The organism is Streptomyces sp. NPDC031670 (assembly GCF_055580545.1).
In genome coordinates this window covers 845,088-866,798 of record NZ_JBVILC010000001.1, presented here as the reverse complement: position 1 = coordinate 866,798, position 21,711 = coordinate 845,088, and the positions used below count along the sequence as shown (strand labels likewise).

Sequence of the window (21,711 nt, the reverse complement as noted above, 5' to 3'; positions counted from 1 at the left end):
CTGCGGTGACGCGGGGTCAGAGGGGGGCCGGGTGACAGGGGCCGGGACGCCAACTCTCTGCCTCGTTCGCAAAGTTTATACGACACGTGTTCAGGGGGTGTTTCGGCTAGCGGTCGGCGGTATTACGGGCAAGTCGGATTCAGGTCCTGATGATGCGGCATTCATCCCGGTTCGGCGAACCGGGTACACCACTGGCCAGGAAAGGTCTGCCCAGGGCGGTCGGCCGAAACCCGTCGGTGTTTTTCACGATTTCCGCAGGACCGCTATCCGGATGTTGGTGTATGCCGAATGCATGTGCCCGAGGCCGGTTCGTACCAGCTTACTACCCCGACCCCGCCCAGGGGGCGTTACAGATCAGCCAGCCGGGGCATTATCGACCGTGACGCACGCGGCCGGACGGACCGGCTGCCCATTCGAGGAGGGACCCTTCGATGGGTGAGAAGGTCGTGGCGGGCGAGTTCGACCTGTCCGATCGGCACGCGTACCGGCAGAAGCTCCAGCAGTGCCTGGAGGGGCTGGGGCGGCTCCTGACCGAACGGAGGTTCGATCGTCCGAGGAATCTGATGGGTGTGGAGATCGAGCTGAATCTCGTGGGGCCGGACGGTATGCCGCGCATGATGAACGCGGAGGTTCTGGAGCGCATTGCGAGCAAGGATTTCCAGACCGAACTCGGGATGTTCAACCTCGAAGTGAATATCGCCCCGCACCGGCTCGGCGGCCGGGTCTTCGATCAGCTCTCCGAGGAGCTGAGGACCGGTCTCGGGTACGCCGAGCGCAAAGCGGGCGAGGTCGGTGCCGGCATCCTGATGATCGGAATTCTCCCGACGATCGGACAGCAGGACCTCGTTTCCGCGAATCTCTCCGACGCCGACCGCTATGTACTGCTCAACGATCAGATCGTGGCCGCCCGCGGGGAGGATTTCACCCTCGACATCGAAGGCGTCGAACGCCTCGTCTGCACCTCCGGATCCATCACCCCGGAAGCCGCCTGCACCTCCGTGCAGCTGCACCTCCAGGTCACGCCTGCCCGCTTCGCGGCGGTGTGGAACGCCGCCCAGGCCGTCGCCGCCGTACAGATCGCGGTGGGGGCCAACGCGCCCTTCCTGTTCGGCCGGGAGCTGTGGCGCGAGTCGCGCCCGCCGCTGTTCGAGCAGGCCACCGACACCCGGCCCGCCGAGCTGCGCGCCCAGGGCGTGCGCCCGCGCACCTGGTTCGGCGAGCGCTGGGTGACCTCCGCGTACGAGCTGTTCGAGGAGAACCTGCGCTACTTCCCGCCGCTGCTGCCCATCTGCGACGAGGAGGACCCGCTGCGGGTGCTGTCGGAGGGCGGGGTGCCCTCCCTCCAGGAGCTCGTGCTGCACAACGGGACGATCTACCGCTGGAACCGCCCGGTGTACGGGATCGCGGACGGTGTGCCGCATCTGCGGGTGGAGAACCGGGTGCTGCCGGCCGGGCCCACCATCACGGACGTCATCGCCAACGCGGCCTTCTACTACGGTCTGGTGCGCTCCCTCGCCGAGGACAGCAGGCCGGTGTGGACCCGGCTGCCGTTCGAGGCCGCCGCCGCCAACTTCGAGACGGCCTGCCGCCAGGGCATCGACGCCGAGCTGCTGTGGCCGGCGCCGCGCCGGGCGGGCGGCGTCGCGCGCGTACCGGCCGTCAAGCTGGTCCGGGACGAACTCCTGCCGCTGGCCCACGCCGGGCTCGACGCGTGGGGGGTGGAGCCGGCCGACCGGGACCGCTACCTCGGCGTCATCGAGGAGCGCTGCCGGCGCCGCGTCAACGGCGCCTCCTGGCAGGTCGACACCTACCACCGGGCTCTCGACGCGGGGCTGACCCGGGAAGCCGCGCTGGCGGCCACCACCCGCCGCTACCGCGACCTGATGCACCAGGGCGAGCCGGTCCACACCTGGCCGGTGGGGATCCGGGCGCAGGGGTGAGGGCAGGGGCCGTGCGCGGCGCGGGCCGGGCGTGTCAGCCCGCGGCGCCGCCCCGGCCCACCGTCATGATGGCCCTCAGGATCACCGCCTGGATCTCGGCCGGGTCGGTGACCTGGTAGCCGGCCCCGCCGGTGGCCCGGGCCATCTGCCCGACCGACTCCCCGTCCGCGTCCGGGCCCACCGCGATGGCGATCACCGGCACCGGTCTCGCCGGGTCGGAGAGCTTCTGGAGGCGGGTCAGGAGCTCGCCGCGCGTAATGCTGCCGGGGTCCTCGTTGGCGCCGTCCGTGAGGATCACCACCGCGTTGAACTTCCCCGGCCGGTAGCCCGCGGTGGCCCGGGTGTACGCGGCGAGCATCGTGTCGTAGAGGCCGGTCGCCCCGTCCGGCACCGGCCGCAGCGCGTCGAAGGCGGCGGCCAGCCGCTCGCGCTGGGTGCGCCCGCCCTTGACCGGGTCGCCGAGACGGGCGGTCGGCACCAGCTCGCGGTAGTCGCGCGAGCCGTCCAGGCGGGTGGCGAAGTCCCACAGACCGATCTCGTCCTCGGGCGTGAACTGCGCCAGCGCCCGCAGCAGCGAGGCCTTGGTGACATCCATCCGGGACCGTCCGCCCGCTCCCGGAACCGGCGCGGCCATCGAGCCCGACGCGTCCACGACGGTGGTCAGACGGGCGCTCTGGACGATGATCGTCCATGTCCCCAGGGCTTCCTGGAGCTCCTTGGCGGACGGGGCGTCGGCGGTGGACGTGGCGTACGGCTGCGGAGCGGCGGCGCCCGCCTTCCGTACAAAAGCCTCGTCCGGCGCCTCGCCGGGGGTCCGGAAGCCGCTCCTGGTCAGGGCCCGCCGGGACTCCGGCTCGCCCAGCAGCGTCAGGAACCGCATCGCGGCGCGGCTGCGGTCGGTACTCAGCCGGTTCTCGCGGACGATGGTGTACGGGTAGTCGAGCAGCGGCGTGCCGTCCTTCGGGTAGAACAGGCCGAGCCCCTGCCCGGCGTCCCGGCCGGTGTTGTACGCGTACGCCGTCTGCTCGGAGAGGACGACGGCCTGGTTGTGGCGCGGACCGCCGCCCCCGCCGCCCCGGGCGAGCGTGGTGACGACCTGGGCGTCGCTGTCGGAGGTGCGCTGCGAGAGCGCCTTGGCCACGGCCGCCGCCCCGGTGTCGCCGTCCGCGCCCCGGCGCGCCGCGGAGCGGCCGACGCTGCTCAGCGCGAGGAGGCAGGCCGCCGAGCGGGCCGGGTCGGCCGCGCCCAGGCGCAGGGTGTCCGAGCCGGTGGTGGCGGCGGCGAGTTCGGCCCAGGTGTACGTCCGGGACGGCCAGCCCAGGGACTTGGCGGCGGGCGCCACGACGCCGAGGACGACCGGTGAGGCGGCCACATGGCCCGCCGTGGCGACCGGGACGCTCTCGCCGCCCTCCTTGGCGCGGTCCACCCAGAGCCCCGAGTCGGGTATCCACACCGCGAAGTCGGGTTCGCGGGCCGCACCGAGCGCGGCGGCCACCTTGTAGGACTCGCGGGCGGTGACGCGGACATCGATGCAGGAGCCGTCGGAGGTGACCTTGTCGGCGCGCGCCCGCTCGGCGACGGACCGGACGGCCGGGGCGATGTCGGGGGAGGCGACGAGATCCAGCCGCACCGCGGAGTCCCGGCAGGGGTCGCCGGAGGAGAGCAGTCCGCTGCTCGCCGCGACGGCCGCGCCGCCCGCCACGACGAGGACGAGCAGGGTGGCGACGGCGACGGTACGGCGGCGGGCGGCGGCCGGACGGCCCCGGGTTCCCTCGGCCGCGTGCGCGTCGGGCAAGCTGTGACGTCCCATGGCGGTGGTGCCCTCCTTGAATCCCGTACAAGGAAAAAGAGGGAACCGCACCATCGAAATGGCGCTCGCCCCCGGCCTGTCGCGCGCGATCTTCGTACTTTCATTCGAGACCCTAGCGGGGCAGTGGTGGGCATGGGACGGGTTCGTTCAACTGGAGGCAGGTGTGCAGGTGGAGGCGGGGCGTGTGGCTGATTCTCTTCCCGAACAGGGGGTGTCACCGCGGATCTTCCGGTCCGAGACGGTGCTCGTGCTGGCGCTCTCGCTCGGCGCGAGCGGTGTGTCGGCGCTGATCAGCTTTGTCGGATCGGTGACCAAGCCGGGTGGCCTCAAGGACCAGGCGGCCAGGCTCAACACCTCGCACGCCCCCGGGCGTCCCTGGCTGGATCTCGCCTGGCAGCTCTTCGGTATCGCGAGCGCGCTGGTGCCCGTGGCGCTCGTCGCGCACCTGCTGCTGCGTGAGGGAGCGGGAGGTCTGCGCGTCCTCGGCTTCGACCGCCGGCGACCCGGCCCGGACCTCGGCAGGGGCGCGCTGATCGCGGCCGGGATCGGCAGCGCGGGGCTCGGTTTCTATCTGCTGGCCCGGGCGGTCGGCGGCAATCTCACGGTGGTGCCCGAGTCCCTGCCGGACGTGTGGTGGAAGTACCCGGTGCTCGTCCTGTCGGCGGTACAGAACGCCGTACTGGAGGAAGTCGTCGTCGTCGGGTATCTGCTGCGCAGGCTCGGCCAGTTGGGGTGGACCCCGCTCGCGGCGCTGGCGGCGAGTGCGGTCCTGCGCGGCTCCTACCACCTCTACCAGGGCATCGGCGGCTTCCTCGGCAATATGGCGATGGGCGTCGTCTTCGTCCTGCTCTACCGGCGCTGGCAGCGGGTCGGGCCGCTGGTCGTGGCCCATTCCCTGCTCGACATCGGGGCGTTCGTGGGGTACGCGCTGCTCGCGGGGAAGGTGAGCTGGCTGCCCACGGTGTGACGGACGAGCGCCGCGCCGAGGGCAGGCGGGGGGTGGCGGGTGGCACCAACCGGCGGCCGGCGACGGGCACGCGCGCGCGGGACGGCGTGCGGGGCGATGACACGTAAGGGGCGTACAGCTATGGCGTACGCCCCTTACCCATGCCGGCGGTCCGCTACGGAGTCGTGAACCGCTACGGAGCCGTGAGCAGTTCGCCCTCGATGACGGTGACGGCCGTGCCGGTCAGCAGGGTGCGCTCGCCGCGCAGCGAGGTGCGCACCAGACCGGTCCGGGCGGAGGCCTGGAGGCCGGTCAGCTCGGTGCGGCCCAGACGCGCCGACCAGAACGGAGCGAGCGCGGTGTGCGCGCTGCCCGTCACCGGGTCCTCGTCGATGCCGACGCCGGGGAAGAAGCCGCGCGAGACGAAGTCGTAGCCCCGCGAGGGGTCCTCGGCCTCTGCCGTGACGATGACGCCGCGCTCGGAGTAGGCGGCCAGAGCCCTGAACTCGGGCGTCAGGCCCCGCACGGTCCGTTCGTCCGCCAGCTCGACGACCAGGTCGCCGATGAACTCCGAGGTGTCGTGGACGGAGACGGGGCGCGCCCCCAGCGCCTCGGCCACACCGTCCGGGACCGCCACCGGGGTCAGCGGTGAGGTGGGGAAGTCGAGCGTGATCGACCCGTCCTCGTGCGCGGTCGCGTGGAGGATGCCGCACCGGGCCGCGAAGCTGACCCTTCCCGTCGCGGCGCCGGTCGTACGCAGCACATGGGCGGTGGCCAGAGTGGCATGCCCGCACATGGCGACCTCGGTGGCCGGGGTGAACCACCGCAGCGCCCAGTCGGCCTCGCCGCCCGGCGGCAGCGGATGGGCGAAGGCGGTCTCCGAGAGGTTGACCTCCCGGGCGACGTCCCGCAGCCAGGCGTCGTCCGGAAACGCGTCGAGGAGCAGGACCCCGGCCGGGTTTCCGGCGAACGGGCGGTCGGTGAAGGCGTCGACGATTCGGATCTGCATGGGCAGGACGGTACGGGCCGGAGCAGGCCACCGGCCAAGGCCAATCCGGGATGGTTGGCCCTTTCGGAGGAGCTCCCCGATCGACCGCTGAGGGAGCCACGGGACGGCCAGCCGTGCCGACGTGCTATTTTTGTGAGCGATCGTTCAACTACGGGGAGTTTCGGTGGGCCGCAAGCAGCTCTGGGATCAGGCGGACGTACTGGCCCGCGCCATGCGGCTGTTCCGCCGCCGCGGCTACCTCGGGGCCTCGCTGCGGGACATCGAGGAGGCGACCGGACTGCATCCGGGCAGCCTGTACCGGGTCTTTCAGAGCAAGGAGGGCCTGTTCTGCGCCGCACTGGACGCCTACAACGACCAGGTGGTGCAGGGCAGAGTCCGGGCCCATCTCCTCGAACCGCCGGACCCTGTGGCGGGCATCCGGTCGTTCTTCACCTCGACGTTCGAGACCGGCCTCGATCCCGATCCGGGATGTCTCCTCACCAACACCGCGGTGGAGTCCTTCACCTTTCCGCAGGCCGCCGCGGGAGTGCACCGAGGGCTGGAGACGATCGAGTCCGGCTTCACCGACGCGCTGACGCGCGCCCGCGCCCTGGGTCTGCTGCCGGCGGAGCTGGACGTCGAGGTGTCGGCAGCCCGGCTGCTGGCGCTCTATCAGGGCCTGCTGGTGCTGGTCCGGGCCGGCGCCCCCATCACGAAACTGCACACCATCACCGATGGCGCGATGGCGTCGATCGGCTCCGACAAAGAAGGACAGCGATGAGCGACTCGCAGCAGCTCTGGACGAACTACGCCGCGTGCTGGTCGGCCGACCCCGGCGAGCGGCTTGCCGCACTGGGCGCGGTCGCGGTCGAAGACGTCGCCTATCGGGACCCGGGCACGGAGGTGGGCGGGCTGACCGAGCTGGCCGCCTACATGGCGGGATTCGCCGGAGCCTTCCCCGGTCACCGGTTCCGTATCGACGAGGTCGTCGAGCACCACGACCGGTCGCTCGCACGGTGGACCCAGCTCGGCGAGCAGGACGAACCCGCCATGGCGGGTGTGAGCACCGCACTCCACCGCGACGGCCGGCTCGCTGACATCACCGGGTTCTTCCTCCCCGCGTAAGCGCTTCCCGCGGCCTCGCCGAGCCTCGGTGCACGTCATCGTCGACCGGACCGAGCCGTGCGCCCCGGCCCGCGCTGCACTCGCCTGACCGGCCGGTCCCCAACCGCCACCACCAGGATCAGTGAGGCCTGCCAAGCCCGTTCTCCAGCAGGTCACAGTTCGCTGCCCTATCGGGGGGTTGTTAACCGAACAGTTCCGATATATCGTTGACGCATCGCGACGGATCACCGATGGAAGGAGCGTAGCGATGCGTTCACATGGACACGGACAGCACGGACCCGGACATCACGGCCGGGGGGACTTCGAGGGGCGGCGTGCCGCCTTCGGGCCCTTCGGGCCCGGCTTCGGTGGCGGCCCCTTCGGGCCCGGCCGGGGAGGCCGGGGCGGTCCGCGGGGCAGGGCGCGGCGCGGTGATGTCCGCGCGTCGATCCTGGCCCTGCTGAAGGACCGGCCGATGCACGGTTACGAGATGATCCAGGAGATCGGCGAGCGCAGCGGCGGGGCGTGGAAGCCCAGCCCCGGTTCGGTCTACCCGACCCTCCAGATGATGGAGGACGAGGGCCTGATCACCAATGAGAGCGAGGGCGGCAAGAAGCTGTTCACGCTCACCGACGCCGGACGCGCCGAGGCCGAGTCGGGGTCCGAGGCCCCGTGGGAAGAGGCCGGGCGCGGAGTCGACTGGGAGGGCATGAACGAGATCCGCCAGGCCGGGTTCGGCCTGATGGAGGCGTTCGGCCAGGTCTGGAAGACCGGCAGCGCCGAGCAGCGCAAGAAGGCGCTCGGGGTCATCAACGACGCCCGCAAGAAGCTGTATCTGATCCTGGCCGACGAGGACTGACCCCGCCGGCCGCCGAGAGCCCCGCGACCACCGGTCGCGGGGCTCTTCCGCGCGCGGGACCGGACGCGCGGGACCGGGCGCGCGGGGCCGTCAGGTCACGAGCGCGCCGAGCCTGCGCAGTGACTCGTTCAGCGCGGCCGTCGCCGAGTCCCTGAGCCTGCCCGCCATCAGCGAGACGGCCGCGCCGGTGAACTCGCCCTCGATCCGCACCACCGTCGCGTCCCCGTCCGGGGTCAGGATGTAGCGGTTGCCGACGCTCACGCCCATCGGCCCCTGGCCCCTGACGCCGAGAAGGCGGCCCGCCTCGAACTCGTCCACGGTCCAGACGACCTCGGCCGGGAACCCCATCAGCTTCATGTTCTCGGCATAGGTCGCGCCGAGCTCCAGCCTCTCGGGGCCGCCGCGCGGAAAGCCGGTGTGGGTGGCGTTCCACTCGCCGTACGCGCCGAAGTCGGTCATCCGCTCCCAGACCTTCTGCGCCGGAGCCTCCAGGCGCGCCTCCGCGCTGACCTCGGCCATACGACCACCCCTTCGAGTCCGTCACGTCCTTCGAGTCGAGAACGTGTCGCGGAACGTAGCCGGGGGCCGGTCAACATTCAATACTGATGAACCGTCAGATCATGGAGCCGCTGAGCGGCAGCACCCATATCTGCGCCGAGTCGAAGAGATCGGACGCGCGCGGGCGCGAGGACTCGTCGTGGCAGTGGAAGGCGGCCCAGAACAGATCGCCGCGCAGGGCGTCCTCGGGGGCGTACACGCGGTACACGTACTGCAGCCCGTCCTCGGCGAGCAGGGCGACCATCCAGCACATCGGGCCCCTCCCGCGGTTGCCGTGGCGGCTGTGTCGTACGGGAGGGGACGTTCTAGGGGGCGGTGCGGTTGCCTGCGGGGCGTACGGCAGGTGGGGCGCGCCCCCGGGGCGTAAAACGCAAATCTCATCCGGAAGGAGGAGAACCCGGTCAAGCGTCCCCACCCAACGTCGGATGCGGAATGCTTCCCGGCGGGGATGTTCCGGGGCGGCGCGCCTGATGAGGTGGGAGTGTGCACCCCCCGATCCCGCGGGCCCCGGCCGTCCCGGCCCCGGTCCCCGCCGCCTGCGACCTCGAAGCCCGGCTCACCGACGAGATGGCTTCGGTGGTCTCGGGTGCCCGCAGGAGGGCGCTGCGCGACGGCGACCGGCAGATCGACACCGCCCATCTGCTGCACTCGCTGATGGAGACGGACCCGGAGGTGCGCGCCGCGTTCGCGGGCCCGCCGCAGGTGGCGCGGGTGCTCGGCTACCTCGTCCAGCGCTCCATCGGGTACGGGCTGCGCTGGCAGGGGTCGGTGGAGGACTCCGGCGCCCTGCCACTGCTCGACCAGCCCGGCTGGTCGCCCGCCGCGGTCACCGCGATGGAGGGCGCGCTCGCCCGCGCCGAGACCCGGGGCGAGGGGCGCGTAGGGGGCACGGATCTGCTCGCGGCGCTCGCCGCCGACCCGGAGTGCCGGGCCGTGGCGGTCCTCGACCATGCCGGCGTCGACGCCCGGGAGCTCTCCGGGCGGCTCCTCGGGGCCCCGCCGTCTCGACAGGTGTCACAGGGGTGACGGTCCTGACTTCTCCTGTCATGATGTGCCGATGCAGGCGTCTCAGGGGAGGAACGTCGGCCTGGGACTGGCCCTGGCCTCGGCGTTCTCATTCGGTGGATCGGGTGTCGCGGCCAAGCCGCTGATCGAGGCGGGCCTGGACCCGCTGCACGTGGTGTGGCTGCGGGTGACGGGCGCCGCGCTCGTCATGCTGCCCGTGGCCTGGCGCCACCGGAGGCTGCTGACGCGCCGGCCCGCGCTGCTCGCCGGATTCGGGCTGCTCGCCGTCGCCGGCGTCCAGGCCTGCTACTTCGCGGCGATATCCCGCATCCCCGTCGGTGTCGCCCTGCTCGTCGAGTATCTGGCCCCCGCGCTCGTCCTCGGCTGGGTCCGGTTCGTCCAGCGCAGGCCCGTGACCCGGGCGGCGGCCGTGGGCGTGGTGCTCGCCGTCGGCGGCCTCGCCAGTGTGGTGCAGATCTGGTCCGGGCTGAGCTTCGACCTGCTGGGACTGCTGCTCGCCCTCGGCGCCGCCTGCTGCCAGGTCGGCTACTTCGTCCTCTCCGACCAGGGCGGCGACGCCGACGACGCCCCCGACCCGATCGGCGTCATCGCCTACGGCCTGCTCATCGGCTCCCTGCTGCTCACGCTCGTCGCCCGCCCCTGGGGAATGGACTGGTCGGTGCTCGGCGGCAGCGCCGACATGAACGGCACGGACGTCCCCGCGGCGCTGCTGCTCGGCTGGATCGTGCTGATCGCTACGGTGATCGCGTACGTCACCGGGGTCATCTCGGTGCGCAAGCTCTCGCCGCAGGTGGCCGGGGTCGTCGCCTGTCTGGAGGCGGTCATCGCGACCGTCCTGGCCTGGGTGCTGCTCGGCGAGCACCTCGCCGCGCCGCAGATCGCGGGCGGCGCGGTGGTCCTCGTCGGCGCCTTCATCGCGCAGTCCTCCGCGCCGAAGGAGGCCTCCGGGCCGGTGGCGGGCGGCGACGGGCAGCCGCTGCCGGTGCCGCGGACGCCCGCGCCCGAGGAGGAGTTGTCGGCCGGCCGGACCGCGCCGTAGGGTGACGATCATGCATTCGACCGTCCTGCCGCCTCCCGCCGCGTAACGCGGGCGGCCACACCCCTGACGAAGGCCGGGCTCGGGCAGTCCCCGAGCGGCTCGTCGCTGCCCGCGTACTCCAGGCACGCGACCTTTCCCGTCTTCCTCTCCGGAGTACGTACGTGTCGAACGCATCGACTTCTGCCGCCCTGCCCGTCGGGCGCGGCCTGCTCTATCTCGTCCTCGCCGGTGTCGCCTGGGGCACCGCGGGCGGCGCCGCCGCGCTGGTCTTCGACGCCAGCGACCTGGGCCCGCTCGCCCTCTCCTTCTGGCGCTGCGTCGGCGGACTGGCCCTGCTGCTCGCCGCCCGTGCCCTGCGGCGGCGTCCCGTGCGGCGGCCCGCCGAACCGGTGGCCCGGCGGCTGGCGCGCATCCTGGGCAACGGGGTGGGACTCGCCGTCTTCCAGAGCGCCTACTTCGCCGCCGTCGCCTCGACCGGCCTGGCCGTGGCGACCGTGGTCACCCTCGGCGCCGGGCCCGTGCTCATCGCGGTCGGCGCCCGTCTCGCCCTCGGTGAGCGGATCGGCGGCGCCGGGCTGACCGCCGTCGGCGGAGCCCTCGCCGGGCTCGCGGTCCTGGTCCTCGGCAACGGCGGCGGCGCCGTGCGCCCGGCGGGCGTGCTGCTCGCACTGCTGTCGGCGGCCGGATACGCGGGGATCACGCTGCTCACCCGCCGGCTCGGCCGGGACGGCGAGAGCGCCGACCCCTCCGCGACCACCGCCTGGGCGTTCGCCGTCGCCTCGGTCCTGCTGCTGCCGTTCGCGGGGGCGGAGGGACTGGTGGCGCACACCGTCGAGCCGGTCCGGGTGGCCGTGCTGCTGGGGTACGTGGCGTCGGTGCCCACGGCGCTGGCGTACGCGCTCTACTTCGCGGGCGCGGCCGTCGTCCGCTCCGCCACCGTCTCCGTGATCATGCTGCTTGAGCCGGTCAGCGCGGCGCTGCTCGCCGTCGTGGTACTCGGCGAACAGCTCACCGCCGCCACGGTCCTGGGCACCTCGCTGCTGCTGGTCGCGGTGGTGGGGCTCGCCGGGGCCGAGGCACGGCTCGCCGCGCGGGCCCGCCGGGAACCGGTCGCGGCCTGAGGGCCGGGGGCTTCCCCGGATGCCCGCCGAAGCCCCCGGACCGCGTCAGAGCGCGGCGAGGTAGTCGGGCAGCGCCACGGAGGGGTCGAGGTCGTCGGCCGGCACCGGCGTTCCGTGGGTGCGGACCAGCGGGATCACCCCGGTCCAGTGCGGCAGGCCGCTGTCCTCGGGCTCGTCGTTGGGGCCGCCGGTGCGCACCTTCGCCGACACCTCGTCGAGGTCCAGACGGATCACCGCGGTCGCGGCGAGCTCCTTGGCGTTGGCCTGCCGCGAGTCGTAGGAGCGGCCGGGCACCACCTGGTCGACCAGCGCGTCCAGGGCCGCCCGCCGCTCCTCGGGGTCGGTGACCTGGTACGCGAGGCCGTGCACCACGACCGAGCGGTAGTTGAGGGAGTGGTGGAAGGCCGAGCGGGCCAGCACCAGGCCGTCGACGTGGGTGACGGTCAGACAGACCGGGAGCCCCGGCTCGGCCCGGCCGGTCATCCGCAGCGGGCGCGAACCCGTCGAGCCGTGCACGTACAGCCGCTCGCCGATCCTGCCGTAGAGCGTCGGCAGGACGACCGGGGCACCGTCGCGGACGAAGCCGAGGTGGCAGACGTACCCCTCGTCGAGTATCCCGTGCACCAGCTCGCGGTCGTACGACGCCCGCTCGCGCGAGCGGGTCGGCACGGTGCGCTCGGTGGGCTCGTAGGAAGGGGAGTCGGGCATTTGCGTTCTCCATTGCACTAGTGCATAGTTCTGTTTGTGCTAGGAGAGTATCGGATCGTGGGGCGGCGTGCGTCGGAGATCGCCGCCGACGTCGAGCGCGCGGTGGGCGCCGGACAGCTGGCGCCGGGGCAACCGCTGCCGCCGCTGCGGGAGTTGGCGGGTGAGCTCGGCGTGAATCCCAATACGGTCGCGGCGGCCTACCGGCTGCTGCGGGACCGGGGCGTCATCGAGACCGGGGGGCGCCGGGGCAGCCGGGTGCGTCCACGCCCCGCCAGCACCGCCCGCGACGCCCAGCGCATCGACGTGCCCGCGGGGGTGCGCGACATCTCCGACGGCAACCCCGACCCCGCCCTGCTGCCACCGCTCGGTGACGCGCTCGCGGCTGCCGCCCGCGACCACGCCGAGCGGCCCACCCTCTACGGGCAGGACCCGGTCGACCCCGACCTCGCGCGGCTCGCCCGTGCGGCCCTGGACGCCGACGGGGTGCCGCCGGGACCGGTCGGCGTCCTGTCCGGCTCCCTCGACGCGATCGAGCGGGTGCTCGCCGCGCATCTGCGGCCCGGCGACGCCGTCGCCATCGAGGACCCGGGCTGGGGCGCCCTGCTCGACCTCGTCCCGGCGCTCGGGCTGCGGCCGGTGCCGGTGGCGCTCGACGACGAGGGGCCGCTGCCCGAGGCCGTCGAGAGCGCGCTGGCGGCCGGCGCACGGGCGCTGGTCGTCACCTGCCGTGCCCAGAACCCCACCGGGGCGGCCGTCGGCGCGGAACGCGCGCGTGCGCTGCGGAAGGTGCTGTCCGCCCATCCCTCGGTGCTGCTCATCGAGGACGACCACGGGCACGGCATGGTCGACGTACCGCTCGCCCCGCTGTCCCCGGTGGTCGAACACTGGGCGTTCGTACGGTCGGTGGCCAAGGCGTACGGGCCGGATCTGCGGCTCGCCGTGCTCACCGGGGACGCGGTGACGCTGGACCGGGTCCGGGGCCGCCAGCGGCTGGGGCCCGGCTGGGTCAGCCGCCTGCTCCAGCGGACCGTCGTCCACCTGTGGACCTCGGACGTCCTCGACTCCGCCGCCGTGGCCCGCTCCTACGGCGAGCGCCGCGACACCCTGGTGCGGGCGCTGCGCTCGCGGGGTGTCGCGGCGCACGGCCGCAGCGGGTTCAGTGTGTGGGTGCCGGTGCCGGACGAGACGGCCGCGGTGGCGCGGCTGCTGCACGCAGGGTGGGCGGTGGCGCCCGGCGCCCGCTTCCGGCTGTCGGCCGCGCCCGGTATCCGCCTCACCGTCTCGCGGCTCGCCCCGGCCGACATCGGAGCCGCGGCCGACGCGGTGGTGGCGGCGACGGGGGCGTCGCCGGGACGGCGGTACGACTAGCCGCGCCCGCCGGAACCACTGGCGCTATAGCGCCCTCTTGGGCGCGCGGGTCTGCGTCAGCGCCGCCCCCGCCAGCACGATCACCGCGCCCACCGGCGTGTTCCAGCTCAGGCCCTCGCCGAGGACCAGGACCCCGGCGGCGGTGGCGATGACCGGGATGAAGTACGTGACCATCTGGGCTGTGGTCGGGCCCACCTCGTTGACCAGGCCGTACTGGACGAGCACCGCGAAGCCGGTGCCGAGGGCGCCGAGCGCGGCGACGGCGAGCAGCGGGACCGGGTGGAAGGCGGTCGGCAACCCCGCGAACAACGGGGTGACCAGGGCCAGTTGCAGGGTCGCGACGCCGAGCTGGGAGCCGATCAGCGACAGGTTCGAGTGGCCGTTGCCGGACAGCGTACGGCGGACGTAGATCCAGCCCACCGGGTAGCAGAGCGAGGCGAGCAGGGCCATCGCGGTGCCCCGCAGGTCCAGTCCGTCGAAACCCTGCCAGGCACCCAGGACCGTGAGCACCCCGAGGAAACCGAGACCGAGCCCCGCCACCCGGCGCCGGGTCGGCCGGTCCTCGGAGAGCGCCACCATCGAGAGCGCCATGCCCCACAGCGGGGAGGTCGCGTTGCAGATCCCGGCCAGGGTCGACGGGATCGTGCGCTCCGCGTAGGCGAAGAGCGAGAACGGCAGCGCGTTCAGGAGCAGCGCGGCCACCGTCAGATGCAGCCAGGTGCGCACGCCCCGGGGCAGCCGCTCCCGCTTGACCGCCATCGCGACGGCGAGCACCGCCGTACCGAAGAGGAGCCGTCCGAAGGTGACATGGAACGGGGCGTAACCGCCCGTGCCCACCTTGATCAGGAGAAAGCTGAACCCCCAGACCAGCGAGAGCGCCGCGAACCGGACACGCCAGTCCAGTGCCGGGCGGCGGGGGGCGGAGGAGGGGGCCGACAGGGGCCGGGGCGAGGTGACGGTGGTCATGGCGGTAAGCGTGGCCTGTTCAACCTCGTAGCACAAGCGAGAAAAGGTGGACCGGATCAGTTAGCATTCCTTATATGTTGAACCTGGAGCGCCTGAGGACCCTCGACGCGCTGGCCCGCCACGGCTCGGTGGGCGGCGCCGCCGACAATCTGCATGTGACGACCTCGGCCGTCTCCCAGCAGCTCGCCAAGCTGGAGCGGGAGGCGGGGCAGCCCCTGCTCGCCAAGAACGGACGGGGCGTACGCCTCACCGACGCGGGCCGGCTCCTCGCCGAGCACGCCGCGCGGATCCTCTCCCAGGTCCAGGTCGCCCAGGCCGATCTGGAGGCCCAGCGCGGCCGGGTCGTGGGCGAGCTGCGCATCGCGGGCTTCGCCACCGCCGCGCGCGGTCTGTTCCCGGCGGCGCTCACCGCGCTGCGCGCCCAGCACCCCCAACTCCGCGTCCGCTCGGACGAGTTGGAGGCGGAGGACTCGGTACGGGGCGTGCTGCTCGGTGACCTCGACCTCGCGGTCGTGCTCGACTGGTACAACAAGCCACTGCCGCTGCCCGACGGGCTGGCCAAGCGGTCGGTCCTCGACGACCTGGCGGATGTGGCGATGCCGGTGGGGCACCGGCTCGCGGGGCGCGAGAGCGTGGACCTGGAGGAGTTCGCCCCGGACGAGTGGATCACCTGGCCGGAGGGCGAGTTCTGCCACGAGTGGCTGATGTTCACCCTGCGGGGCAAGGGGGTCGAGCCGTGCATCGGGCATGTGGCACGCGAACACGCCACCCAGCTCGCCCTGGTGGAGGCCGGACTCGGGGTGAGCGTCGCGCCCCGGCTGGGGCGGGGGCCGGTGCCCGAGGGGGTGCGGCTGGTGCCGGTGCGGGACGCGATGCGCCGGCATGTGTACGCGGTGTGGCGCGCGGACGCCGACCGACGGCCCTCCATCCGCGCGGCCGTGGAGGCGCTGGCCGCGGCGGGGCGAGATGTGACGTGACGTGCCGGGCGGGGTTCTCCGAAGCGCCGGGCCCCGGGGGGAGGCGCGGCGCCCGAGGAGTCTCATGCACCCGAAGGCCCCGGCAGTCCCAGCTTCCGGAAATCCCACGACACGATCGCCTCCGGCGTCAGCCGGAGCCACGCGTGCCGGCCGTCGTGGACCATCTCCTCCAGGCCGAAGTTCTTGCGCGCGAACTCCCGCTCCGGCCCGTCCAGTTCCGGGCACGGCTCACCCGTACGCGGTGCCTCGCCGACCGGCACCGCCCTGCCCCTCAGCTCGACGCCGCGCAGCTCCCCGTACGCCTCACCGGCGTCCACCACCACCGCGATCCTGGGGTCCTTGAGCAGATGCGCCCAGCGCAGGCTGCGGGTGATCGAGTACAGCCACAGTGCGCTCCCGTCCCATACGTACCAGAGCGCGCCCACGTGCGGCCGGCCGTCGGGGGCCACCGTGGCGACCCGGCAGGTGCGCTGCTCGGCGAGGAACGCGTCGCGTTCCGCGTCCGTCATCATGATCCGGCGGCCCCGGCGCTGCGTGGCGGTCATCGGGCGGCTCCTCCCGCGAGTCGGCCCAGCCCTCCGAGCTGACTGAGTGTCAGGAATCATGGCGCGCCCTTCCCCCCTCGCGCAATGGCCGTTAGCCTCCGGCGCCATGGCGACGGACGAACGAGCGGACGAACGACCGGGCGAGCGAGCGGACGGTCGGAAGGAACGGCTGGCCCGGCAGCTGGACCCCGCCACCACCGTGCTGATGACCGTGGAGTGCCAGCAGGGCGTCGTCGGCCCCGACAGCGCGCTGCCCGAACTCGCCGCACAGGCCCGTTCCGGTGGCGCCCTCCACAACGTCGCCCGGCTCGTCGCCGCCGCGCACGAGACGGGCGTGCAGGTCGTGCACGCGGTGGCCGAACGCAGGCCCGACGGGCGCGGCGCCTCCCGCAACGCCCGTCTTTTCCGGGCCGCCGAGCGCCTGCCCGTGCAGCAGTACTCCGGCTCGACGGCGGTACGGATCGTCGAGGGCATCGAGGTGGCGGACGAGGACCTCGTGGTCCGCAGGCTGCACGGCCTCTCGCCGATCGCGGGGACGGACGTCGACGCGCTGCTGCGCAACCTCGGCTGCCGCACCCTGATCGTCAGCGGCGTCTCGGCGAACGTGGCGATCCCGAACGCCGTCTTCGACGCCGTCAACCTCGGCTACACCGCCGTGGTGCCGGCGGACGCCATCGCTGGGGTGCCCGCCGAGTACACCCCCGCGATGATCCGCAACACGCTGGCCCTGGTCGCCACGGTCGCCACCACCGACGACATCCTGGGCTGCCTCAAGGCGCCGCGTCGGCCCCGGCGGCCCTGAGGCCACCGGGGCCGACGCGGACGGACTCACGCCAGCTTGATCGAGTCCCCCTCCACCTTGATCGTCTTCGTGGGGAGGGGGCGAGGCGCCGGACCCGCGGTCACGCTGCCGGTCGCCGGGTCGTACTTGCTGCCGTGGCAGGGGCAGTTGATGGTGCCGCCGACGACATCCTTCACCGTGCAGCCCTGGTGGGTGCAGGTGGCGGAGAACGCCTTGAAGGTGCCCGCCGTCGGCTGGGTCACCACCACGCCCTGGTCGGGGAAGACCTTGCCGCCGCCCTGCGGGATGTCGGCGGTCTTCGCCAGCACCCCGCCGCCGGCCGCCCCTGCGCCCCCGCCGCCCGTTCCTCCGGTACCCCCGGCACCGGAGGACTTGGCGCTGCCGCCGGACGAGTCCGAGTCGCCGCAGGCGGCGAGGGCGGCGGCGAGCCCGACACCGCCGACCGCCGCGACGACGGTACGGCGGGCCGGGCCCGGCTCGGACGGAAGAGCTTGGGTGCTCATACTGGCTTTCCCTTCACCTTGCTACAGGGGGCTGCGTCAAGGGATACGGCCCCGCCCGGCCGGCTGTTCAGACGCCCAGGGATTTCTTCAGGAAGTCGAGATCGAGCCACAGCAGGGTGTCGGCCACACCTTCCGCGGTGACCATATGGCCCCGGCCCGCCAGCGGAAGCACGCTGTGCGGCTTGCCCGCCGCGAGCAGCGCCTGCGAGAACCGCAGCAGGTGGGCGGGCACCACATTGTCGTCCGCCATCCCATGGACGAGCATCAGCGGCCGGGTCAGCTTGTGGGCGTGCGCGACCAGCGAGCCGCGCTCGTAGTTCTCCGGCTGCACCTGCGGGTGGCCGAGATACCGCTCCTTCCAGTGGGTGTCGTAGAGCGTGAGATCGGTCGGCGCCGCGCCCGCCACCGCCGCGTGGAACACATCCGGCCGGTGCAGCACGGCCCCCGCGGCCAGATACCCGCCGAACGACCAGCCCCGGATGCCCACCCGCCCGGTGTCGAGGTCGGGGAAGGCCTCGGCAGCCGCCCGCAGCGCCTCGATCTGGTCCTCCAGGACCAGCGTGAGCTGGTCGCCGTGGATGCTGGTGCGCCACGCCTCGTCGCGCCCCGGGGTGCCGCGTCCGTCGATGGACAGCACGGCGAACCCCTGCTCCGCGAACCACTGGTTCACCGCGTGGTACCAGACATCGGTCCGTACGACGGTCTGTATGCCCGGACCTCCGTACGAATGGACCACGACGGGCAGCCGGGCCGCGCCCTCGCGGTGCCAGGACGGCAGATAGAGCGCGGTGCGCAGCTCGCGTTCGCCGAGCGAGAGGAAGCGCGGTGCCGGTGTCACCGACGGCCGCTCGCTCAGCACGCCGATCCGGCCCGCCGGCTCGCCCTCGCGCAGGACGGTGACGGTGTGGCCGTCCGGGGTGCGGCTGTCGACGACGAGGGTGTCGCCGCCGACGACGGCCGTGTGCACCCCCGGCTCCTCGGTGAGGCGAGTGCAGCCGGAGCCGGGCGCGTACGCCCAGACGTGGGTCTCGGTCGGCTCGTCGCTCGCCGTGAAGTAGAGCGTGTCCCCGGCGGAACCGAGGATCGCGCGGACCCGCAGACCGGCCGGAAGACCGTCTCCGAGGCGGGCTCCGGAACGGGCCGCCGCCAGGGCGCCCGGGGTGAACTCCAGCCAGTGCCCGTCATGATGACGATCCGTCACCTTCACTGCTCCGCTCGCCGGGTCGATGGCGAGGTCGTAGGCGGTGCGCTGGTCCCTGGTCTGGACGGTCGCGAAGGGGCCCTCCGCGTCCCAGCCGCCCCGCACCAGATACTCGAAGGCCGGGTCGGTCCAGACGCCCGCCGGGTGCGAGGCCTGCTCCGCCGCGCGCGGCAGCCGCACCGCCACCCGCTCGCCGTCGACGCCGACGACGACCAGCGACACCACCGCGTTGGCCGTGCCCGCCGCCGGATACGCCAGCACGCGCGGGGCCTTCGACGGATCGGCGGGATCGCTCAGGTACCAGCGCTGGACGGGCGACTCGTCCACCCGCGCCACCAGGAGCGCCGAGCCGTCCGGGGACCACCAGGAGCTGCGCGTGCGGCCGATGGATTCGGCCGAGACGTGGTCGGTCAGCCCGTAGGAGATCTCCGGGCCCTCCGGATCGAGCAGTCGGCGGTCGCCGGTGCCGTCGGCCCGTACGACGTGCAGGGCGCGCCCGGTCACGTACGAGACGAGCGTGCCGTCGGGGGAGAGGCGCGGGTCCATGGCCGGGCCGGCCGTGGGGAGGGCGCGCGGCGCGCTCCCGTCCGTCCCGGCCAGCCAGAGGTCGCCGGAGAGGGCGAAGACCACGGTGCGGACGGCCTCGTCCGTGGCGTACGCGACGATCCCGCCGCCGCTCTCGCGCGCCCGCTCGCGGCGGGTCAGCTCCTCTTGCGGCACCTCGCCCGGCTCGCCGAGCGCGCGCGGGTCGACGAGGACGCGCTCCTCACCGTTCTCGAACAGCCACAGCGAGCCGAGCGGCGAGCGCCCGTCGGCGGTGCGGACGAACAGCACCCGTTCGCCGTCGGGGGAGACGGTGAAGTTCTTGGGCACCCCGAGGGTGAAGCGCCTGGTGCGGGCGAACTGGAGGGGGAAGTCCTCGGCGGTCCGCGGCCGGGCGGTCTTCTCCCGGATGTTCTCTTCCATGGGCATGGCGAAGCGTCCCTTCGGGGTCTGAGTGATCGAACAGTCGCATCCGCGCCAGTAGCCTGGCCAGATGCTCAATGAAGTGACAGCGACCCGCTATGTCACGCCCTTGCGTGAGGGCGGCTCGCTCCCGGGGATCGTCGAGGCCGACGATCTCGGTACGTACGTCATGAAGTTCACCGGCGCCGGACAGGGCCGCAAGACCCTGGTGGCGGAGGTGATCTGCGGAGAGCTGGCCCGACGGCTGGCCCTGCGCGTACCCGAACTGGTCACCATCCAGCTCGACCCGGTGATCGGGCTCTCGGAGCCGGACCAGGAGGTGCAGGAGCTGCTGAAGGCGAGCGGCGGGCTGAATCTCGGAATGGACTACTTGCCCGGTTCGCTCGGGTTCGACCCGCTTGCCTATGAGGTGAGCCCCGCCGAGGCGGGCCGGGTCGTCTGGTTCGACGCGTTGATCAACAACGTCGACCGTTCGTGGCGGAACCCTAACATGCTGGTGTGGCACGGCGATCTGTGGCTCATCGACCACGGCGCCACGATGATCTGGCACCACAACTGGCCGGGCGCGCGGGCCTCGGCCGCCAAGCCCTACAACGCCTCCGACCACGCCCTCGCCCCGTTCGGCCCCGATGTGGCCTCCGCAGCCGCCGAGTTGGCGCCGCTGGTGACCGAGGAGCTGCTGACCGAGGTCGCCGCGCTGGTGCCCGACGAGTGGCTGGTGGACGAACCCGGCTTCGAGACGACGGACGCGCTGCGCCGGGCGTACGTGGAGCCGCTGTTGGCGCGCGCCGCCGACATTCACGAGCGGATCACACTGGACGCGCCCGCCCGGACCGCTCCCTCGCGGGCGCCGGGCTGGCTCACCGACCACCTCAAGCCCTGGCCGCACCCCACCAAGGACAGCAAGACCGGCCAGCCCGGCGAGAAGGACGGCAAGTGAGCGACCGCAATGTCTTCGAGTACGCGCTGCTGCGCGTGGTGCCGCGCGTCGAGCGCGGGGAGTGCTTCAACGCCGGGGTGCTGGTGTACTGCCGGGCCAGGTCCTTCGTGGCGGCGCGTACGCATCTGGACGAGGCCAAGCTGAGGGCGCTCGACCCGCGGGCGGACGTGGCCGGGGTGCGGGCGGCGCTGCGGGCGGTCGAGGGGGTCTGCGGCGGCGGAGCGGCGGCCGGGCAGGCGGCGGGCGACGACCCGGGCCGGCGCTTTCGCTGGCTGATCGCGCCGCGCTCGACGGTCGTGCAGCCCGGCCCGGTCCACACCGGGCTCACCGCGGATCCGGCGGCGGAGACCGAGCGGCTGCTCGACCTGCTGGTGCGCTAGGGCACGTGCCGGGCGTGGCGGGGCAGGCGGGACTCTCGCGACACGCCCCGGCGCGGGCCGCGCGGGTGTGACCTTCGCCGGGGGATCCGTGTGCCGTTGACACCGGGTGCCAGGGCTTCTAGCGTCTCGTCTGCTGAAGCTACTAAGCGGTTGCTCAGGGACGAGGAGCCGCGGATCCCCAGGGCGAGGAGAACAGCATGTCCACCACCGAGCAGCGTGTCGCCATCGTGACCGGGGCGGCCCGGGGCATTGGCGCCGCGACCGCCGTCCGGCTCGCGGCCGAGGGCCGCGCGGTCGCCGTACTCGACCTCGACGAGGCGGCCTGCAAGGACACCGTCGAGAAGATCACGGCGGCGGGCGGGAAGGCGATCGCCGTCGGCTGCGACGTCTCCGACAGCGCCCAGGTCGAGGCGGCCGTGGCGCGTGTCGCCGCCGAGCTGGGGGCGCCCACCGTCCTCGTCAACAACGCGGGCGTGCTCCGCGACAACCTGCTCTTCAAGATGAGCGAGTCCGACTGGGACACCGTGATGAACGTGCACCTCAAGGGCGCGTTCCTGATGGCCAAGGCCGTCCAGAAGCACATGGTCGACGCGGGCTGGGGCCGTATCGTCTCGCTCTCCTCGTCCTCCGCGCTCGGCAACCGCGGCCAGGCCAACTACTCCGCCGTCAAGGCGGGCCTCCAGGGCTTCACCAAGACCCTCGCCAAGGAGCTCGGCAAGTTCGGCGTCACCGCCAACGCCGTCGCCCCCGGCTTCATCGTCACCGAGATGACCGCGCAGACCGCCGCCCGGGTCGGCATGGGCTTCGAGGACTTCCAGGCCGCCGCGGCCACCCAGATCCCCGTGCAGCGCGTCGGCACGCCGGAGGACATCGCCAACGCCATCGCCTTCTTCACCAGCGACGACGCGGGCTTCGTCTCCGGCCAGGTGCTGTACGTGGCCGGCGGACCCCTCAACTGAAGCCG

Annotated in this window: 23 protein-coding genes; 14 read left to right on the top strand and 9 right to left on the bottom strand. The window is 72.9% G+C overall.

All coding sequences use genetic code 11. The features are described from left to right. Positions 1–431 precede the first annotated feature (431 nt). Positions 432–1,940 carry a glutamate-cysteine ligase family protein gene (locus ACZ5ID_RS03960; RefSeq protein WP_468893100.1) on the top strand — a complete coding sequence of 503 codons (1,509 nt, stop codon included), beginning with the start codon at positions 432–434 and terminating at the stop codon, positions 1,938–1,940. A gap of 34 nt (positions 1,941–1,974) precedes the next feature. Here ACZ5ID_RS03960 and ACZ5ID_RS03955 read toward each other — a convergent pair whose 3' ends face one another. Continuing rightward, positions 1,975–3,750, bottom strand: coding sequence for a substrate-binding domain-containing protein (locus ACZ5ID_RS03955; RefSeq protein ID WP_468893099.1), 1,776 nt, complete (start codon positions 3,748–3,750; stop codon positions 1,975–1,977). A 163-nt stretch (positions 3,751–3,913) separates the two neighbouring features. Between ACZ5ID_RS03955 and ACZ5ID_RS03950 the strand changes: the two genes are divergently transcribed. Next, positions 3,914–4,717 (top strand): CPBP family intramembrane glutamic endopeptidase, encoded by an 804-nt coding sequence (locus tag ACZ5ID_RS03950; protein WP_468893182.1) that lies wholly within the window; start codon positions 3,914–3,916, stop codon positions 4,715–4,717. Positions 4,718–4,889: 172 nt separating this feature from the next. Here the strand turns inward: ACZ5ID_RS03950 and ACZ5ID_RS03945 are convergent, their stop codons facing one another. Then, a complete protein-coding gene (locus ACZ5ID_RS03945; protein ID WP_468893097.1) occupies positions 4,890–5,705 on the bottom strand; it encodes a PhzF family phenazine biosynthesis protein in 816 nt (271 codons plus the stop codon). 163 nt (positions 5,706–5,868) lie between these two features. Between ACZ5ID_RS03945 and ACZ5ID_RS03940 the strand changes: the two genes are divergently transcribed. From ACZ5ID_RS03940 to ACZ5ID_RS03930, 3 genes are all read left to right on the top strand, one after another. After that, positions 5,869–6,465 carry a TetR/AcrR family transcriptional regulator gene (locus ACZ5ID_RS03940; RefSeq protein WP_468893096.1) on the top strand — a complete coding sequence of 199 codons (597 nt, stop codon included), beginning with the start codon at positions 5,869–5,871 and terminating at the stop codon, positions 6,463–6,465. Further along, positions 6,462–6,809, top strand: coding sequence for a nuclear transport factor 2 family protein (locus tag ACZ5ID_RS03935; RefSeq protein WP_030301082.1), 348 nt, complete (start codon positions 6,462–6,464; stop codon positions 6,807–6,809). Before ACZ5ID_RS03940 ends, ACZ5ID_RS03935 begins: the two co-directional genes overlap by 4 nt. A 247-nt stretch (positions 6,810–7,056) precedes the next feature. Continuing rightward, the gene (locus ACZ5ID_RS03930) at positions 7,057–7,647 is read left to right on the top strand and encodes a PadR family transcriptional regulator (RefSeq protein ID WP_468893093.1); all 591 of its coding nucleotides are present in this window, start codon (positions 7,057–7,059) and stop codon (positions 7,645–7,647) included. A gap of 90 nt (positions 7,648–7,737) precedes the next feature. On the opposite strand, the gene ACZ5ID_RS03925 is transcribed toward ACZ5ID_RS03930, so the two are convergent. Both ACZ5ID_RS03925 and ACZ5ID_RS03920 read right to left on the bottom strand, forming a co-directional pair. Beyond that, positions 7,738–8,166, bottom strand: coding sequence for a type II toxin-antitoxin system Rv0910 family toxin (locus tag ACZ5ID_RS03925; protein WP_468893091.1), 429 nt, complete (start codon positions 8,164–8,166; stop codon positions 7,738–7,740). A 94-nt stretch (positions 8,167–8,260) separates the two neighbouring features. Continuing rightward, entirely contained in the window at positions 8,261–8,458 is a 198-nt protein-coding gene (locus ACZ5ID_RS03920; RefSeq protein ID WP_468893090.1) for a hypothetical protein, read from the bottom strand. A gap of 230 nt (positions 8,459–8,688) precedes the next feature. Here ACZ5ID_RS03920 and ACZ5ID_RS03915 point away from each other — a divergent pair, with 230 nt between their 5' ends. From ACZ5ID_RS03915 to ACZ5ID_RS03905, 3 genes are all read left to right on the top strand, one after another. Then, the gene (locus tag ACZ5ID_RS03915; RefSeq protein ID WP_468893088.1) at positions 8,689–9,231 is read left to right on the top strand and encodes a peptidase; all 543 of its coding nucleotides are present in this window, start codon (positions 8,689–8,691) and stop codon (positions 9,229–9,231) included. 31 nt (positions 9,232–9,262) lie between these two features. Continuing rightward, the gene (locus ACZ5ID_RS03910) at positions 9,263–10,270 is read left to right on the top strand and encodes an EamA family transporter (RefSeq protein WP_468893087.1); all 1,008 of its coding nucleotides are present in this window, start codon (positions 9,263–9,265) and stop codon (positions 10,268–10,270) included. 161 nt (positions 10,271–10,431) lie between these two features. Continuing rightward, positions 10,432–11,391, top strand: coding sequence for a DMT family transporter (locus ACZ5ID_RS03905; RefSeq protein ID WP_468893085.1), 960 nt, complete (start codon positions 10,432–10,434; stop codon positions 11,389–11,391). A gap of 45 nt (positions 11,392–11,436) precedes the next feature. Here the strand turns inward: ACZ5ID_RS03905 and ACZ5ID_RS03900 are convergent, their stop codons facing one another. Continuing rightward, positions 11,437–12,099, bottom strand: a complete 663-nt coding sequence (locus ACZ5ID_RS03900) for a pyridoxamine 5'-phosphate oxidase family protein (RefSeq protein ID WP_468893083.1) — start codon at positions 12,097–12,099, stop codon at positions 11,437–11,439. Positions 12,100–12,135: 36 nt separating this feature from the next. On the opposite strand from ACZ5ID_RS03900, the gene ACZ5ID_RS03895 reads away from it, so the two are divergent. Further along, the gene (locus ACZ5ID_RS03895) at positions 12,136–13,467 is read left to right on the top strand and encodes an aminotransferase class I/II-fold pyridoxal phosphate-dependent enzyme (protein ID WP_468893081.1); all 1,332 of its coding nucleotides are present in this window, start codon (positions 12,136–12,138) and stop codon (positions 13,465–13,467) included. A 24-nt stretch (positions 13,468–13,491) separates the two neighbouring features. On the opposite strand, the gene ACZ5ID_RS03890 is transcribed toward ACZ5ID_RS03895, so the two are convergent. Further along, on the bottom strand, positions 13,492–14,469 hold the full coding sequence (locus tag ACZ5ID_RS03890; protein WP_468893079.1) for a DMT family transporter: 978 nt from the start codon (positions 14,467–14,469) through the stop codon (positions 13,492–13,494). Positions 14,470–14,507: 38 nt separating this feature from the next. Between ACZ5ID_RS03890 and ACZ5ID_RS03885 the strand changes: the two genes are divergently transcribed. Beyond that, the gene (locus tag ACZ5ID_RS03885) at positions 14,508–15,410 is read left to right on the top strand and encodes a LysR family transcriptional regulator (protein ID WP_406552983.1); all 903 of its coding nucleotides are present in this window, start codon (positions 14,508–14,510) and stop codon (positions 15,408–15,410) included. Between the two features lie 62 nt (positions 15,411–15,472). Here ACZ5ID_RS03885 and ACZ5ID_RS03880 read toward each other — a convergent pair whose 3' ends face one another. Continuing rightward, positions 15,473–15,955, bottom strand: coding sequence for a pyridoxamine 5'-phosphate oxidase family protein (locus ACZ5ID_RS03880; protein WP_468893077.1), 483 nt, complete (start codon positions 15,953–15,955; stop codon positions 15,473–15,475). 106 nt (positions 15,956–16,061) lie between these two features. Between ACZ5ID_RS03880 and ACZ5ID_RS03875 the strand changes: the two genes are divergently transcribed. After that, the gene (locus ACZ5ID_RS03875) at positions 16,062–16,757 is read left to right on the top strand and encodes a cysteine hydrolase family protein (RefSeq protein ID WP_468893075.1); all 696 of its coding nucleotides are present in this window, start codon (positions 16,062–16,064) and stop codon (positions 16,755–16,757) included. A gap of 26 nt (positions 16,758–16,783) precedes the next feature. Here ACZ5ID_RS03875 and ACZ5ID_RS03870 read toward each other — a convergent pair whose 3' ends face one another. Both ACZ5ID_RS03870 and ACZ5ID_RS03865 read right to left on the bottom strand, forming a co-directional pair. Then, the gene (locus ACZ5ID_RS03870) at positions 16,784–17,260 is read right to left on the bottom strand and encodes a Rieske (2Fe-2S) protein (RefSeq protein ID WP_468893074.1); all 477 of its coding nucleotides are present in this window, start codon (positions 17,258–17,260) and stop codon (positions 16,784–16,786) included. Positions 17,261–17,327: 67 nt separating this feature from the next. After that, the gene (locus tag ACZ5ID_RS03865) at positions 17,328–19,433 is read right to left on the bottom strand and encodes a S9 family peptidase (RefSeq protein ID WP_468893072.1); all 2,106 of its coding nucleotides are present in this window, start codon (positions 19,431–19,433) and stop codon (positions 17,328–17,330) included. A gap of 64 nt (positions 19,434–19,497) precedes the next feature. Between ACZ5ID_RS03865 and ACZ5ID_RS03860 the strand changes: the two genes are divergently transcribed. The 3 genes from ACZ5ID_RS03860 to fabG all read left to right on the top strand — a co-directional run bounded on the left by ACZ5ID_RS03860 (position 19,498) and on the right by fabG (position 21,706). Further along, positions 19,498–20,367, top strand: coding sequence for a HipA family kinase (locus ACZ5ID_RS03860; RefSeq protein WP_468893070.1), 870 nt, complete (start codon positions 19,498–19,500; stop codon positions 20,365–20,367). Further along, on the top strand, positions 20,364–20,747 hold the full coding sequence (locus ACZ5ID_RS03855; RefSeq protein WP_468893069.1) for a DUF3037 domain-containing protein: 384 nt from the start codon (positions 20,364–20,366) through the stop codon (positions 20,745–20,747). Before ACZ5ID_RS03860 ends, ACZ5ID_RS03855 begins: the two co-directional genes overlap by 4 nt. Positions 20,748–20,944: 197 nt before the next feature. Further along, complete coding sequence (gene fabG / locus ACZ5ID_RS03850; protein ID WP_468893067.1) at positions 20,945–21,706, top strand: 3-oxoacyl-ACP reductase FabG; 762 nt, start codon at positions 20,945–20,947, stop codon at positions 21,704–21,706. Positions 21,707–21,711 lie beyond the last annotated feature (5 nt).